At 58.2% G+C, this 14,647-nt stretch carries 14 protein-coding genes; 3 read left to right on the top strand and 11 right to left on the bottom strand.

What is annotated here, in order from left to right; translation table 11 throughout:
* Window positions 1–61: 61 nt before the first annotated feature.
* Both ACU6HM_RS10650 and ACU6HM_RS10655 read right to left on the bottom strand, forming a co-directional pair.
* Window positions 62–988, bottom strand: a complete 927-nt coding sequence (locus tag ACU6HM_RS10650) for a LysR substrate-binding domain-containing protein (protein WP_009457852.1) — start codon at window positions 986–988, stop codon at window positions 62–64.
* Window positions 985–1,983 carry an LLM class flavin-dependent oxidoreductase gene (locus tag ACU6HM_RS10655; protein WP_022983518.1) on the bottom strand — a complete coding sequence of 333 codons (999 nt, stop codon included), beginning with the start codon at window positions 1,981–1,983 and terminating at the stop codon, window positions 985–987. Before ACU6HM_RS10655 ends, ACU6HM_RS10650 begins: the two co-directional genes overlap by 4 nt.
* An 88-nt stretch (window positions 1,984–2,071) precedes the next feature.
* On the opposite strand from ACU6HM_RS10655, the gene ACU6HM_RS10660 reads away from it, so the two are divergent.
* The 3 genes from ACU6HM_RS10660 (at window position 2,072) to ACU6HM_RS10670 (ending at window position 5,166) form a co-directional block, all read left to right on the top strand.
* Window positions 2,072–2,680, top strand: coding sequence for a class I SAM-dependent methyltransferase (locus tag ACU6HM_RS10660; RefSeq protein WP_446763784.1), 609 nt, complete (start codon window positions 2,072–2,074; stop codon window positions 2,678–2,680).
* 529 nt (window positions 2,681–3,209) lie between these two features.
* Entirely contained in the window at window positions 3,210–4,022 is an 813-nt protein-coding gene (locus ACU6HM_RS10665) for a mechanosensitive ion channel family protein (protein WP_254500286.1), read from the top strand.
* A 208-nt stretch (window positions 4,023–4,230) separates the two neighbouring features.
* Window positions 4,231–5,166, top strand: a complete 936-nt coding sequence (locus ACU6HM_RS10670; RefSeq protein WP_250756825.1) for a LysR substrate-binding domain-containing protein — start codon at window positions 4,231–4,233, stop codon at window positions 5,164–5,166.
* A gap of 30 nt (window positions 5,167–5,196) precedes the next feature.
* Here ACU6HM_RS10670 and ACU6HM_RS10675 read toward each other — a convergent pair whose 3' ends face one another.
* From ACU6HM_RS10675 to ACU6HM_RS10715, 9 genes are read right to left on the bottom strand one after another with little or no spacing between them, the layout of a single operon-like run.
* Complete coding sequence (locus tag ACU6HM_RS10675) at window positions 5,197–6,126, bottom strand: acyltransferase domain-containing protein (protein WP_009457837.1); 930 nt, start codon at window positions 6,124–6,126, stop codon at window positions 5,197–5,199.
* 2 nt (window positions 6,127–6,128) lie between these two features.
* A complete protein-coding gene (locus ACU6HM_RS10680) occupies window positions 6,129–7,091 on the bottom strand; it encodes a triphosphoribosyl-dephospho-CoA synthase (protein WP_250756826.1) in 963 nt (320 codons plus the stop codon).
* Complete coding sequence (gene mdcG / locus ACU6HM_RS10685; RefSeq protein WP_446763785.1) at window positions 7,081–7,785, bottom strand: malonate decarboxylase holo-[acyl-carrier-protein] synthase; 705 nt, start codon at window positions 7,783–7,785, stop codon at window positions 7,081–7,083. Before mdcG ends, ACU6HM_RS10680 begins: the two co-directional genes overlap by 11 nt.
* Entirely contained in the window at window positions 7,785–8,498 is a 714-nt protein-coding gene (gene mdcE / locus ACU6HM_RS10690) for a biotin-independent malonate decarboxylase subunit gamma (protein ID WP_446763786.1), read from the bottom strand. The genes mdcG and mdcE overlap by 1 nt, the downstream gene beginning before the upstream one ends.
* On the bottom strand, window positions 8,495–9,397 hold the full coding sequence (locus ACU6HM_RS10695; protein WP_446763787.1) for a biotin-independent malonate decarboxylase subunit beta: 903 nt from the start codon (window positions 9,395–9,397) through the stop codon (window positions 8,495–8,497). The genes mdcE and ACU6HM_RS10695 overlap by 4 nt, the downstream gene beginning before the upstream one ends.
* Window positions 9,394–9,744: a malonate decarboxylase acyl carrier protein gene (mdcC, locus tag ACU6HM_RS10700; RefSeq protein ID WP_009457832.1), complete on the bottom strand. Its 351-nt coding sequence runs from the start codon at window positions 9,742–9,744 to the stop codon at window positions 9,394–9,396. The genes ACU6HM_RS10695 and mdcC overlap by 4 nt, the downstream gene beginning before the upstream one ends.
* Window positions 9,745–9,778: 34 nt before the next feature.
* Window positions 9,779–11,461, bottom strand: coding sequence for a malonate decarboxylase subunit alpha (mdcA, locus tag ACU6HM_RS10705; RefSeq protein ID WP_009457830.1), 1,683 nt, complete (start codon window positions 11,459–11,461; stop codon window positions 9,779–9,781).
* 57 nt (window positions 11,462–11,518) lie between these two features.
* Window positions 11,519–12,799 carry an amidase gene (locus tag ACU6HM_RS10710; RefSeq protein WP_446763788.1) on the bottom strand — a complete coding sequence of 427 codons (1,281 nt, stop codon included), beginning with the start codon at window positions 12,797–12,799 and terminating at the stop codon, window positions 11,519–11,521.
* 9 nt (window positions 12,800–12,808) lie between these two features.
* Entirely contained in the window at window positions 12,809–14,218 is a 1,410-nt protein-coding gene (locus ACU6HM_RS10715) for a short-chain fatty acid transporter (RefSeq protein ID WP_035270901.1), read from the bottom strand.
* Window positions 14,219–14,647 lie beyond the last annotated feature (429 nt).

The raw sequence follows: 14,647 nt of genomic DNA on the forward strand, positions 1-14,647 counted from the left end.
TCAAGAGATGATAGGAAAGGCGATGATGCCGAACCAGCAACAAATAAGCAGGTCAGTGTTGCTATTTTGGCAAGGCTAGAGGGTCGACCTCAAGCTGTGGCAGCAACTCGTCCAGAAAGCGGCGAACAATAGAGGGCAAGCGGCGGCCAGCCAGGGCCTGCACTTCAATTTGGCGGTTCAACAGGCCGCGTTCATGAATGAAACTGGCTTGCAGCAAACCTTGCTCAATCAGGTGACGAGCCGAGAGCAAGGCCGACACCGTCACGCCTGCGCCGGACAAGGCAAATTGATGCAGAGACTGCATGTGATTGCTGCTGAATACCGGGTCCAGACTCAGGTTCTGTGCGCTGCAGGCCACATCCATCATTTGCCGCACGGTGGTGTCGGGGCCGGGCAAGGCCAGGGGGTGTGCCAGAAGGCTTTTCAGGCTGATACGTTCGGTACGGGTTACCGGGTGGCCGGGAACCGCCAGAGCCATGACGGGTGCATCGCGGCGGAACAAGGTCTTGATGTCTTTTTCAGCCGTCTGGGTGAATTTGATGCCTATATCAATCTGGCCGCTTAGCAGCAGCATGGTGATGCGGTGTGGCGGCAGTACGTCCAGTTGAAAACGTATGCCCTGATGCTTTTCACGAAACTGTGCAATGCATTGCGGCAGTAGCTGGGCGGCCAAACCTTCAGAGGAGGCGATGCGTATCAGGCCGGTTTGCAGCCCTTGCAAGGCGGCAATATCGTGCAAGGTGCGCTCGGCATCCATGGCGCTGCGACGGGCATGGGCCAGCAGCAGTTCTCCCGCAGCGGTCAGGTTCATGCCACGGGCATGGCGCTCGAACAAGGCCATACCCAGGTTTTCTTCCAGTCCGCTGATCTGGCGGCTGATGGCCGATGTGGCCACATGCAGATTGCTGGCCGCCTGCGAGATAGAGCCACAACGCGCTACTTCCTGGAAGTAGCGCAGTGCGGTCTCCTGAAGATGGCGTGGGTTCATACCAGACTGCCGCGCAGCTCGGCGGCAATCTCGTAGGAGCGCAAGCGCTTGTTATGGTCAAAGATATTGGCGTTCAGCATCAGCTCGTTGGCGCCGGTCAGTTGAATGAAGCCTTTCATCTGTTCAAGCACTTGTTCCGGATTGCCAATGGCCGTACAGCTGAGCAGGGAGTCCAGCAGATGCTGGGCGGATGGGCTGCATTGCTCGTAGTAGTCGCGTACGGGCGGTGGCAACTGGCCGGGACGACCACTGCGCAGGTTCACAAAAGACTGTTGCCAGGAGGAGGCCAGTAGTTTGGCTTCGTCTTCCGTGTCGGCGGCAAAGACGTTGTAGCCCAGCATGACGTAAGGTTTTTCCAGATGCACGGAAGGCTGGAACTGACGGCGGTAAACCTCAATAGCATCCATCAATTGAGCAGGTGCAAAATGCGAAGCAAAGGCGTAGGGCAAGCCCAAGGCGGCGGCCAGTTGAGCACCAAACAGGCTGGAGCCCAGAATCCAGACCGGCACATTCAGTCCGCGACCGGGCACGGCCATGATGCGGTTGCGCGGCTCGTCGGACATATAGTCCATCAGTTCCAGCACGTCGCGCGGAAACTGGTCGGGGTCGCTGTTCAGATTGCGGCGCAAGGCGCGGGCGGTTTCGGGGTCGGAGCCAGGGGCACGACCCAGGCCCAAGTCAATACGGCCGGGGTACAGGGAGGCCAGCGTTCCAAACTGCTCAGCAATCACCAAAGGGGAATGGTTGGGCAACATAATGCCGCCCGCGCCCACACGAATGCGGCTGGTTTGACCGGCAATGTGCCCGATCAGAACTGAAGTGGCAGCACTGGCAATACCGGGCATGCCGTGGTGTTCGGCCAGCCAGTAACGGTGATAGCCCCACTGCTCGGCATGACGGGCAATGTCCGCCGAACAGCGAAAGGACTGGGCCGGTGTGGAGCCCTGAACAATAGGGGACAGGTCTAGGACGGAGAGCGGATAGCTTGGCTTCATGGCATCAGATTCAAATTGGACTCAGGATATAGTCGATCCATCGTTAGGCAGCGTCAAGTAAACCCATAGCATAGGCAAGGATGTTCAGATGAAAGAAACCAGTCGTCGCACCGTCAATCATTACCAGGACCATGCGCAGGCTTATCGGGACGGCACGTGGGACCATGATGTCAGCCAGAATCGTGATGCTTTGCTGGCGGCCATCGGCTTGCCGGGGCCCGTGGATATTCTGGATCTGGGCTGTGGACCGGGGCGGGATCTGGTCGCGTTTCAGGCCATGGGCCATCGTCCGGTGGGGCTGGATGGCTGTGCGGCTTTTGTGGAGATGGCTCGTCAGCAAACTGGCTTGCCGGTGCTGCATCAGGACTTTCTGGATTTGAATTTGCCCGCTGCGGCTTTTGATGGCGTGTTTGCCAATGCGGTTCTATTCCATATGCCCAGCGCGGAGCTGCCTGCAGTTTTGACCGCTTTGCGGCACAGTCTGCGACCGGGCGGCGTGCTGTTCTCCTCCAATCCGCGCGGTCAGGGGCAAGAAGGCTGGAATGGTCAGCGCTATGGTTGCTACTACAGTTGGGAGCAGTGGTCAGAGCGTCTGGAGCAAGCGGGCTTTGACTATATCGATCACTTTTATCGCCCCACAGACAGGCCGCCGCAGGAGCAGCATTGGCTGGCTTCCCTGTGGCGCGTACCGGCTTGAACAGGTGCAAAATGGTGAATCCCTGACCTGGCTACTTAGGTGATTGTTTTATAAGCCTATTTTTTGCTAATACAGGGGTTTTCCCTATTTTTATGCACATCTTTTGTGGATAAGCCGGTTTTCAACAAGCAAAGGCTTGCCCGAGGAAAAAAATGGTAAAGAATTGTCGATTCTCTGCTCGCCATTTCTAAGTGCTTGATTGCACGGGGATAAGTGCAGTGATTCACGGTTTATCCTGTGACTTGTCCACATTTTATGGGGATAAGCTGGCGTCTGTTTCCGGATTTGGATGTTTTCTGTTCGTGGTTTTCAAGTGGCTGATACTACGGAAGGTTTTTCTGATTTGCCCAGTTTTTCCTATGAGCTATCCACAGTTTTCGGGGATAAGATGGTGGGCTTGCTCAACTTGGGTTCAGACCCGTCCCAAGGCTATGATGCGCACTAACAATGTTTACCCTTGGCGGCCAGTCCCTTCGGTGCTTTGCCTTTTAATTGAGGAGATTGAAACGTGGAAAAATTGCAAGCCTGGATGACAGAGTTTCCAGCCGTTGTCGCGATTGCGCTCAACGTCGTGATTGCTTTGTTGATTCTGATTATTGGCTGGTGGCTGTCTGCCGCCGCCGGTCGTGCCATCAAGCGCATGGCAGCCCGCTCGCCGCGAGTGGATCCGACGATTGTGCCTATGGCCCAGTCCGTAACGGTCTGGACAATCCGCATCTTTGTGCTGATTGCCGTGTTGGCCCGTTTTGGTGTGCAGACCGCCAGCATTATCGCGGTACTGGGTGCCGCCGGTTTGGCGGTGGGCTTGGCCTTGCAGAACACACTGCAAAATATCGCCGCCGGCATCATGTTGCTGATGCTGCGTCCCTTGCGTGCGGGCGAGTTTGTGTCGGTTGTTGGTAAAGGTGACGGCACTGTGCAGGAAGTGGGTTTGTTCCTGACCCGCTTTGAGCAAGTGGATGGCATTCAATTCACGCTGCCCAACAGCCTGATCTGGGGCAACCCTATCATCAACTACAGCCGTAACACCACTCGTCGTTTGGACTTCGGGGTGGGCGTACGTTATGGCGATGATCTGGACCTGGCCATCAAGCTGCTGCAAGACCTGCTCAATGAACATCCTCAGGTGCTGAAAGACCCGGCTCCTTTGGTCATGGTCATGGAGTACAAGGACAGCGTAATCACCGTCAATCTGCGTGCGTGGATCAATGCTGCTGACTTCTGGGATGCCCGTTTTGATCTGTTCCGCCGTGCGGTCCAAGTGCTGAATCAGGCTGGTTTGCAGACGCCCGTTCCAGTACGTGAAATCGTGCAAACGGGTGGCGAGAAAAAGGCTGCTTAAGCCTTGGGTTCAGGGCCTGATTTCCAGATCCTGAATACGATTTTGCCGGGTTCAAGCCCGTGCTGTTCTGACCTGACATGGGAATGCCCCAAGCCTTGCTTTTAGCGGCTTGGGGCATTTTTTTCGGGTTAGCCTGCATTGGTCTTACTGCGGGCTTCTCCCATACTGTACTCTTTGCTCTGGCGCTGTTTTTCCACCTGCCCTCACGATGTTTCTGATCGACGAAAAAATCACGGTACGACGCTTGGAAGTTCTGCTGGCTTTTCTGGAAGCTGGCACGATTGCCCGTGCCGCTGAACAATTGGGTACCAGTGCGGTGAGCGTGCATCGGGCCTTGAAAAGCCTGGAGGAAGGGTTGCGCTGCCCGCTGTTCTTGCAGGAAGGCCGCAATCTGGTGCCACAGGAGTCGGCGCGCGAGCTGGCCGAAGCGGCCAAGGAAACCATACGCACCTTGCAGCACGGCATTGATGCTGCCCGCGAAGCCGGGGGGTATTCGTCGGATCAGTTGCGCATAGGTTCCATGTACTCGCTGACGATACGTTTGGTGCCGCGCCTTTTGGTAGAGCTGAAGGTTCACAAGCCTTTATTGCAGATTGATCTGGTGCTGGACTCCAACGAGAAGCTGTTGCAAAAGTTGCGGGGCGGTCATATTGACGCAGCCCTGATCGAGTTGCCACAGGAGCAACCGGATGATCTGGAAGTGCTGCCCATTTTTGATGATGAGCTGATGTTTGCTGCTCCCATGGATTGGCAAGGATCGGACTCGTCCGTGGTGGATCTGGAGCGTTGTTCCAAGGAACGTTTTGTGTCGCTGACCGATGATTTTGCAACGGGGCGGGACATGCAGCGCATGTTGGCCAAAGCCGGGTTTGATGCCGATATTGTGATGCGCACCGGAGACATCTTTTCCTTGATGAGTCTGGTTAGTGGTGGTGTGGGATGCTCCCTTTTACCTGCGCGAGCCAAAGCGGTTTTTTCTGACAAGATTCAGTGGCTGAGCCTGGAGCAGAAGTATCGACATTCACAGCGTATCGGCCTGGTGTGCATGAAGTCGCGCGAGCGCAGCCCGAATGTGTTGAGCTTGTTACGGGCCTGCCGGATCGTGCGTACTCAGTTGGAAAAAGAAGGGCCGACGTCGGGCTGATACGGGTCTGCGCAAGCCGCTGTCTTGCGTTTATCCAGCCCAGCGAGATAGCCAGCGCTGCAAGCCATCCAGGGTTTGGAACTCGTCCACACTGCGCGCAGGAATCTCCGGATAGCGTTGATTCCACATGGTCGCCAGACTGCGGCCCGGACCAATCTCCAGCACCACATTGGGCTGTCGCTCTTCAATCTGTTCCATGCAGGAGTCCCATTGCACAGTTTGCATCAACTGCGCTGATAAGGCCTGGGCAGCGGTAGTGGCGTTATGCACCCATAGACCGGCATTGGTGGGCCAAGGCAAGGTTGGGGCAGTCAGTTCGCTTTGATTCAGTTGCTCTTGAAAGGCCTGGGCCGCGCTGCTCATCCAATGGGTATGGGAGGCAATATTCACGGCCAGGGGTGTGCAACGTGCCCCTTGTTCTTGAGCGAATTTTTCCAGGGCAGCAAGCTTGTCACGTGGTCCCGCACAGACAGCACTATCAGGACCATTGCGTATCGCCAGGGCAGCGCCGTGCGCTTGGCACCATTGCTCAATCGTCCGGATTGAAACCCCACTTATCGCCAGCATGCTGCTGTCCTGTCCGGCCCCGGCTTTATCCATCAAGGCGGCTCTTAGTCCGGCGAGCTGGATGGTATTGCTGGCATATAACACACCCGCTACACAAGCGGCTGCCAGTTCACCAATGCTGTAGCCCGCCACGGCCACCAAAGATCGCCTGGAGGTTTGCAGAGCAGGGACGTGCTCCTGCAATTCCTGCCAAGCGGCCAAGGCGCAAGCTGTCAGCAGAACTTGGGCATGGGCATTGGTGCTGGCCCAACGGGTATCGCGCATGGCAGCGCGCCAATCGGGAACGTGCAACTGTTCCTGCATTTGCAGCAGCGAGGGGTTTGCCGGGTTCATCCAGGGCAGCATGTCTGCGTATTGCATGCCTTGCCCGGAAAACAGCAGGGCGATTTTCATAGTCAGGCTCCAGTAGGGCGACGCTGGCTGGCACTGCCGGGTGCATAGGCTTGCAAGCGATCCAGCCAGCAGCAGGCCGACAAGGTGTCGGCTGCGCCGCCGGGGGACAGGCGACGTTTCATGAAGGCTTGATGCAAGGCTTGCGCGCGCTGCACCGCATCGGGGCTGAACGCACTGCCTGCTTGCAAGTATTGTGTGGCGCAGTGGCGCGCGTAGTGTAGCCCCTCCAGTCCGCCACGATGGGCCAGATTACTATCGTCAAGGACCGCCATAACAGAAAAAAAGGTATGCAAACCCACGGTTTGCAACTGCTCTTCTGCCACTGGTGTGCTGTGCGGAGACAAAGTTTTGACAGCGACTTGCCAGGCGGGCCAGGCCGTTTCAAACAAGGTGGGAAAGCCCTGGGCTGCTTCCTGGTTCGCGCCTTGCAAGCCATAGCGGCGTACCGCCCGTCCGCCCGGCAGTGCGGACGAAGCTTGCAGGCTGCGGGCCTGTAAAGCCGCCCCCCATAATGTTTGAAGTTGGTCCCGAATCGTGGCGGGAGTCAGGGTGCGAAAAGGTAGGCAAGCGCCTGCGGCTGCGCACAACAGACCCAGCATGAAGATGGCGCCACGGTGGGTATTGATGCCCCCGGTTGCCGCCTGCATGCGAGCCTCCGCTGCAATCCCGCGAGTTTGCAGCTGGCTGAATGGAACACGCTGTTGGCCCAGAGCCGCCATGTCAGAAAAATAATGGCGCAGGGCAAACAGACTGCGATAAAAAGTGCTGGCATCCATATCGTCATGGCTGCCGCTGTCGAGCAAGGAAACCAGCCCCGGTTTGGGGGCCAGAATCAGCTCGTCATACAGCGCTAGAACCGCCGCACGGCCTATGGCCGCACAACTCCAGGAACGAGATGGATCCATGAAGTCGGCGGCAGTGGGGCGATGCGCCAATGTTCTGGTTTCAATTGCATCAAGCAGCATGAGAGGACTCCGGAGCAGGAGCGTGCTCGGGCCAGTCCGAGTGCGCCTGAATACGTACACCATGAGTGCGTTTGATCATGACTTTGCTGCTGGCACCGCTGCGCCATTGCTGCCATTCACGCCAGGCAATGGCGGCGTCATCGGGGAACAGCAGCTCGCCATCCAGGCGGGGCAAACCGGACAATTCGCTGATTGCACTTAATAGCTCCACCAGACGATCTGCTTGCGTGGCGCTCTGCACGGGTAGCAGCAAATCCAGGTCTGAACCTTCACGCACATAGCCCTGTCCTGTGATCAGTTCCCAGCCATAACTGCCATAGACCTGAGCCGTGCAGCCATGTGCTTGCATACGCTGACATAAGCTCAGCCAGTCTTGCGCCAAGGAGGCTGGCAATAAGGTTTGGGCTTCGTGGGCGGGGGGGAAACCGCCCCAAGACAGGCTCTGGTTTTGGGAAACGATCAGGGACAGACGTTGCCGCCCCCAATCGCTCGGTAAAGGAATGCCCACTTGCAACTGTCCGCTATGCAGTTCGCCTGGCTGACGGCTGACGACCAGCGGCCAGCCCCGAGTTTGCCATTGACGCAGGCTCTGGCAGGTGTGGCTGGTCGGCTCCAGATCAGTCAGCACCTGATCCCAGGCGGTACTGTCCAGGCTGATCAGGTGGTGACGGCGAGCGGGCAGCTGGGCGTTCATCAGGATGCCTGCAAGACCTGTTCAATGATCTGGGCAGCCAGGTGGCGGCCACCACGTTCGGCACCATCGCTGGCGCGGCGATCCTGATCATTGGATTGAGCCAGTGCCGCCCGCAAGGAAGCACGCAGTTGCTCTGGCGAGCTGCTGTCCCAGACAGACTGAATGCCTCCCATGGCCACGTAGTTGCCTACGCCGGGCGCAAAGACCGGATTGGACTGCGCCAGCTCTTCCAGCATGGCTTCGGGCAGCTTGGTCACGCGGGCCATGGCAGGAATGCGCATGACGCGAATTTCGGCTTCGGGCACGGCATAGCAGGCATTGGCAATCAGGCCGGAGGTGATGAAGCCACCGGACAGGGCCTGGTCGTACACCAGCCCAATGACCTTGTGGCCTTTGCGTCGGGCCAGATCCAGGCACATACCCAAGTGAGCCATGGCGCGGTTGATGCCCAGCAGCTCATCGCGGCGGCGCAGTTGCTGGCCCTGGGTATCGACCAAAAGCAGCAGGCTGCGACCAGGATGGTTCTTGATGGTGTCCAGCACGGCCTGTGCCTGGGTCAGGGCCAGGGACACGCCGATGGGGGCGTGTCCCGTCGTGCCGATCACGGCCAAGGTCTCGCCATCAAACTGGGCATCGCCCTGCAAAAATAAATCCTGTTCGCTAATGCTGTGCTGCGTATCGAACAGCGATTGCACCAGTGTTTCCCATTTCATGACAGCGCCTCCTGGCTGCGTAATGCTTTGACGGCTGCAGCATCCATCTGCCCGACTTGATCACTTTGTTCCAGCCCCAGTGCTTGCCACAAGGCTTGGGCCTGATTTTCAGTTTGGTTCCATTGCTCCACAGGCAGCAGGGCTGCGCGGTGTGCCAGCAGCTGATGTTCCTGTTCCAGCTCTTCCAGGGTGACGGGGCCACGGGCTGGATTCTTCAAGCCTTGTACGGCAGCGGCGCGGAAAGCGGCCACGGTGTCCGGTACAAGGTCGTCGCAATCGGCGGTCAGCCAGCGGTGTTTTCCGCCACTGGTTTGCCAGACCAAAGCGCGGTCCTTGGAGTCGTATTCTTCGACTCCGTGGGAGGCTTCAATCACTTCCGGGCCGGACATGGCCAGACGGCCGACGTCGCTCATGATCAGGTGGTTGGTGCAGCGGGCCACAATGCCCATACCCCCAAAGCAACCGTTTTGCCCGCCGACCAAAGCAATCACAGGCACTCCGGCATTACGCGTGTCCAGCAGGGCGCGCATCACTTCCGAGACGGCTATCAAACCGGCGTTAGCTTCGTGCAGACGCACACCCCCGGACTCCAGCAGCAGCACTACGCCTGCAGGGCGGTCGATCATGGCTCGACGCAGCAGGCCCACCAGCTTGGCGCCGTGGACTTCGCCCACACCACCGCCCATGAATTCGCCTTCTTGCGCCGCCACATACACGGTCTGCCCCTCCAGCAAAGCACGGCCGATAGCCACGCCATCATCAAAGGAAGAAGGCACTCCCAACTGCGCCAGATGGGGGCTGCTCAAGCGTTGTGCGGGGGGCAGCCATTCGTGAAAGCTGTTGGCGTCAAACAGAGCCTGGACGCGCTGGCGGGCAGAACACTCCAGATAACTGCTCATGACTGTGTTCCTTGTGCTTGGCTGCGTGCCAGGGCTTCGCTGGCGGCCTGGTCCAGACGCAGACTGACCACGGCAGGGGTGGCCCCCATATCGTTAATGTCAAAGTGAATACCGGCCAGCGGATGGCGCTGGTGAAAGTCCCGCACTACCGCATCCCAGATCGTGGAGAAACCACGTGCCGAGGTATGAATATGGATGGTGCATTCGGCGCTGTCCTTGGGCTCGGCCAGCACTTCCAGATTGCCCGAACCTACCACGCCCACCAGCACAGGCTGGAAGGTGCCAATAGGCTCTTGCCCTTTGAAGCTATAGGCCAGGGTTTCCAGGCCGTGAGGAATGTTTGTCATCGTGATCTCCTAATGCAAATAGCGTGGCGGGCCATTACCAGTTACGGAAGCGTGCCGGAGGTTGATACAGCCCGCCGGAGGCTTGAACCAGATCCCGCATGCTGCGTGCGGCCAATAAATTGCGGGTGGCCTGGCGTGGGTCTATGCCCAGATCCTGAGGGCGACGGATGATGCCGCGATCACGCAGGTTCTCCACCATGCGGGCATCTCGGCCCAGGCCCACTTGCGTATAGCCGGCAACGCCCCGTATGGCTTGCTCGCGCTCTTCGTCGGTACGGCACAGCAAGAGATTGGCGATGCCTTCTTCTGTCAGGATGTGAGTGACATCGTCGCCGTACACCATGATGGGCGGCAGATCCATGCCGGTCTGCTCCTGCAGGGTCCAGGCATCCAGGGTGTCCACAAAGGCGGGCGTCATGTGTTCGCGGAAGGTTTCCACAATCTGCACCACCAGCTTCTGACCACGTGGCGTACCGGCTGCACCTTGGCGTCCTTGGCGTGCCTCTTGCCCGGCTTTCAACCAGGCGGGGCTGGCGTGGCGACGACCACGTGCATCCGCGCCCATATTGGGTGCGCCACCAAAACCGGCAATACGGCCCAGCGTGGCGGTGGAGCTATTGCCATGCAGGTCGATCTGCAAGGTGGAGCCGATGAACAGGTCACAGGCGTAGTGGCCAGCCGCCTGACAGAACGCGCGGTTGCTGCGCATGCTGCCATCCGGGCCGGTGAAGAACACATCGGAGCGGGCGCGCAGATAGTTTTCCATGCCCAGCTCGGAGCCGAAGGAGTGCACCGATTGCACCCAACCGGCTTCGATGGCCGGGATCAGGGCAGGATGCGGATTCAAGGCCCAGTGCTGGCAAATCTTGCCTTTCAGGCCCAGTGATTCGCCGTAAGTGGGCAGCAACAATTCAATGGCGGCGGTATCAAAACCGATGCCGTGGTTCAGGCGTTGCACACCGTATTCCGCGTAGATGCCCTTGATCGCCATCATGGCCATCAAGACCTGGATTTCGCTGATCTGGGCTGGGTCGCGGGTAAACAGCGGTTCGATAAAGTGCGGGCGGGGAGCGGGCACGACAAAGTTCACCCAGTCGGCGGGAATGTCCACACGCGGCAGGCGGGTGGTCTTGCTGTCGACCAGCTCGTTGACCTGGGCGATGACAATGCCGCCGGAAAAGGCAGTGGCTTCCACAATAGCCGGGGTATCTTCGGTATTGGGGCCGGTGTACAGATTGCCGTGCTCATCGGCGGCCTGGGCCGCGATGAGCGCGACATTCGGGGTCAAATCTACAAAGTAACGGGCAAACAACTCCAGATAGGTATGAATGGCACCGATGTTCAGTCGTCCTGCCGAGGCCAGCCTGGCCAGGCGCGCACCTTGCGGGCCGGAAAAGCTGAAGTCCAGGCGGTTCGCAATGCCTTTTTCAAACACATCCAGATGCTGGGGCAAGGCCAGCACGGATTGCACCATGTGCAGGTCATGAATCTGCGCTGGGTCGACGCCCACCAGTGCGTCGGCCAGAAAGTCGGCCTGCTTCTGGTTATTGCCTTCCAGACATACTCGATCTCCTACTTGTAATACGGCTTCCAGCAAGCTGCTGGCTTTATCCGTGCTGCATATCTTGCCTTGCAAAGAGTCTCCCAGTGCACGGCTGGCACGTTGCAGTCTTTGCTGGCGGGCTTGATTCTTAAGATTCCAGTTGCTGTCCGTCATTGGGTTTCCCTGTCCTACCTCTGTCGATGTGATCCGTTGAGTAAGCTGCCCGACCCTTCAGGTTCGGAGTTCAGGCAGCGCGATAGTTAATGTGCCCAGGCGATGGGCAATGCGGGTGGCCGCTTCCAGTAGCAGGTCATCTTGCCCAGGGCGGGCAGCCACTTGCAGTCCTAAAGGAAGCCCGTGGCTACCAAAGCCGATGGGCAAGTTGATGCATGGAATGCCCAGTGCCGTCCAGGCGCGGCACAGCACGGGATCGCCCGTCGTGTCGCGTGTGGGAGCCTCGCCCAAGGCGGCTGCGCTCAGGATCAGGTCTGCGTCGCCGAAGATCAGCTCGGGTTGGCGCTTGACCTGATTGATCAGGCCTTGAGCCTGAATCAGTTCGGCAGGTTGAGTCTGTGCGCATTTATCCAGATAAGTCTGCAAAGCAGGCGAGAGCAGTTCCAGATGTTGCTGGCGTTCATGGCTTAAATGGATCAGCACTTCAGCCCCCATGACGGCTTGCTGCGCATGGGTCAGTTCACCAAACAGACTGTCCCTGTCGCTAAGCTGAACTTCGAACTGGCCGTCATCCATTTTCAGGTGAGTCACGGTCGCTTCCAGCTGATCACGCAAATCCTCGGCAATGTCCTCCCACCAGGGTGTGTGCAAAAAGCTCAGGCGCAAAGGGGCTTGCTGCAGGACTTGCGATACTTCCGGCGTGCTGCGTAGTGCGTTGAACACAAGGCGAACATCCTCCAGACGCTGGCCCAAAATTCCCAAGGTGTCCAGAGACGGGCTGATGGTTTTCAGGCCGCTGCTGGGCAAGGCGCCGAAGCTGGGTTTGAAGCCATAAATTCCGCAGAACGTGGCGGGGCGCACCACGGACCCCGCTGTCTGGGTGCCCAAAGCTACCGGCACCACATTGGCAGCCACGGCAGCGGCCGAGCCGGACGACGAACCGCCCGGCGTGTGCTCCAGATTCCAGGGGTTGCGTGTCTTGGGTGGACTAAACAGCGCAAATTCTGTGGTGACGGTTTTGCCAAAAGGCACGGCACCGGCCGCACGCAGGGCCTGCACAATGGCAGCGTCCTGGGTGGGGCGGTTGTCGCGATAAATGGGCGAACCATAGGTGGCTGGAGCGTCCGCCGTATTGATCAAATCCTTGATGCCGATGACCAGCCCCTTCAAGGGGCCGGTGTTGTTCTCCTGCTCTTGGGCGACATGCCGTACCTGCTCCTTGTCCAGATGGGCAAAGGCCTGAATCAGATCCTCGGTTTGCTCGTAGCGGGCAATTGCTGCCTCTGCTGCCTCCTGGCTGGATGTCCTGTTTCGGGTAGCGAAATCATTCACAGACATGGCGCGTCCTTAGATCGTGAAAGGTGCGATAAGAATAGCAATCGTCAAAATGACGGTGCCAATCAGAAAGGCCACCACGGTAAAGCCCATCACTTGTCGTACATTCAGGCGCGCAATGGCCAGCACAGGCAAAAGCCAGAAGGGCTGGATCATATTGGCCACCGCTTCACCAAAGGCCACGGCCATGGACATCAGGCCCAGGTAGGCGGGTCCGTCCTGACCAATGGCCAGGGCCGATTGCACGGCGATGGGGCCTTGCACACCCCAGTGTCCGCCACCGGAAGGAACAAACAGCGAGATGATGATGGAGGCGATAAAGGTCAGGAAGGGCAGAGTGTATTCATTGGCCCCAGTCACCAGCGCGGAGGACAGGATTTCTTCCAGGGCGCGACCGCCTTCCATGGGGATATAGGCCAGCAAGCCCATGATGCCGCCATACAGCGGGTACTGCAGAATCAGCGGGCCTGCCGTTTTGGCGGACTCGACAAAGGACTTGATAAAGCGGATAGGCGTCCAGTGCAGCAGGGCACCGGTGACGGTAAACAGCATGATCATGGATGAGATGTTCAGCGCAAAACCGCTGCGCACGAAGTAGTACATACCCGCGGCAAAGAACAGCACATTCAGAATCCACAGGTTTTCCAGCTTTTCAGCCGGGGTACTGGGCTTGGTTTTGGGCAGGTCTTTTTCAATGTCAGCAAAGACGGCGGGGTCGGGCGGCAAGGCGTAGTCAGGCTCCATGCGCCAGATCGTCAGAAACAGGAGGATGATCAGGGCCACAACTGGAATCCAGCTATAGGGCTGGAAAATGGTCAGGCTGAACGGCACCGTCATGCTGGTCAGTTGATGGATGACGTTGATGGGGCTGTTGGGATCAGTATTGGCCAGGGCAATCGAGCTGGACAGACCTTGAGTCCAGAGCAGGTAACCCATATAACCCGAGGCAATCAGATAACCAAAGTGCACATTGGGCAGACGGCGGGCAACCTGGCGTGCAACCAGGGCACCGGCCACCAGACCCAGGCCCCAGTTCAGCAGGCAGAAGATCGCGCCCACGGCAAAGCACAACAGGGCACCTTCAACTTGTGTGCGGGCACGGGAGGCCAACCAGATGATGGCGCGTTTCAAGGGCGGTGCTTCAGCCAGGGTGTAGCCCGTCACCAGAATCAGCACCATTTGCAGGGCAAAGGTGAAAATACTTTTGGGGCCCCATACCCCGCGATACCAGGCATCCACCATTCCTCCGGGGGTGGCGCCATCGACAAACAGGGCAATCAGTCCTACAACCAGCAAGCTCAGGATGACGGCGAACAGATACGGGTCCGGCATCCACTTTTCTACGTAACGCACGCAGATATTGGTAAAGCGGGTCAGCAAGTTTGGCCTGGGTTTGGCCGAGAGGGTAGCAGTGGTGTTCATGATGAACTTATCCTTGTTTTTGTCTCCCCGACCTGGCTAGTGGGTCGGCTGATGGATGTGGATGCTGGATACACAGTCCCGCTAGCGCGTACTCCTCGGTAATGACTGTTGCCTGTATCTCGCCTTCCTTTTTTATGGTGTGCCCCTTAGGGGGCTTATCGTTGTGCCCACAAGATAGCGACAGGCTAGTGCGTGGATCAATAAAGCAAATGTTGTTTTATTTACGCGCGGCGAAACGATGACGCGTTAACCCTAGGGGAAAAGGGCGTGCGAATGCTGCGACACGCGGCTTTGGGTATAAAGCCGCTTGTTTTACGGGAGATGGGGATATTTAGCTAAAACGAACTGATTAGAGGATCAGTTTGAGTTGCGGATAGGGCGCTGTTTGAAACGGAACTGCTTTTTTTTCATACGCCAACCTGGGGGAGT

Source organism: Alcaligenes sp. RM2, assembly GCF_052931795.1.

Bases quoted from the DNA above. Each gene is read 5' to 3' on its own strand.
- mdcC (WP_009457832.1), bottom strand. From the start codon at position 9,744: ATGACAAACATTCCTCACGGCCTGGAAACCCTGGCCTATAGCTTCAAA.
- ACU6HM_RS10695 (WP_446763787.1), bottom strand. From the start codon at position 9,397: ATGAGCAGTTATCTGGAGTGTTCTGCCCGCCAGCGCGTCCAGGCTCTG.
- ACU6HM_RS10650 (WP_009457852.1), bottom strand. From the start codon at position 988: ATGAACCCACGCCATCTTCAGGAGACCGCACTGCGCTACTTCCAGGAA.
- ACU6HM_RS10655 (WP_022983518.1), bottom strand. From the start codon at position 1,983: ATGAAGCCAAGCTATCCGCTCTCCGTCCTAGACCTGTCCCCTATTGTT.
- ACU6HM_RS10675 (WP_009457837.1), bottom strand. From the start codon at position 6,126: ATGAAAATCGCCCTGCTGTTTTCCGGGCAAGGCATGCAATACGCAGAC.
- ACU6HM_RS10680 (WP_250756826.1), bottom strand. From the start codon at position 7,091: ATGCTGCTTGATGCAATTGAAACCAGAACATTGGCGCATCGCCCCACT.
- mdcE (WP_446763786.1), bottom strand. From the start codon at position 8,498: ATGAAATGGGAAACACTGGTGCAATCGCTGTTCGATACGCAGCACAGC.
- ACU6HM_RS10710 (WP_446763788.1), bottom strand. From the start codon at position 12,799: ATGTCTGTGAATGATTTCGCTACCCGAAACAGGACATCCAGCCAGGAG.
- ACU6HM_RS10665 (WP_254500286.1), top strand. From the start codon at position 3,210: ATGACAGAGTTTCCAGCCGTTGTCGCGATTGCGCTCAACGTCGTGATT.
- mdcG (WP_446763785.1), bottom strand. From the start codon at position 7,785: ATGAACGCCCAGCTGCCCGCTCGCCGTCACCACCTGATCAGCCTGGAC.
- ACU6HM_RS10660 (WP_446763784.1), top strand. From the start codon at position 2,072: ATGAAAGAAACCAGTCGTCGCACCGTCAATCATTACCAGGACCATGCG.
- ACU6HM_RS10715 (WP_035270901.1), bottom strand. From the start codon at position 14,218: ATGAACACCACTGCTACCCTCTCGGCCAAACCCAGGCCAAACTTGCTG.
- mdcA (WP_009457830.1), bottom strand. From the start codon at position 11,461: ATGACGGACAGCAACTGGAATCTTAAGAATCAAGCCCGCCAGCAAAGA.
- ACU6HM_RS10670 (WP_250756825.1), top strand. From the start codon at position 4,231: ATGTTTCTGATCGACGAAAAAATCACGGTACGACGCTTGGAAGTTCTG.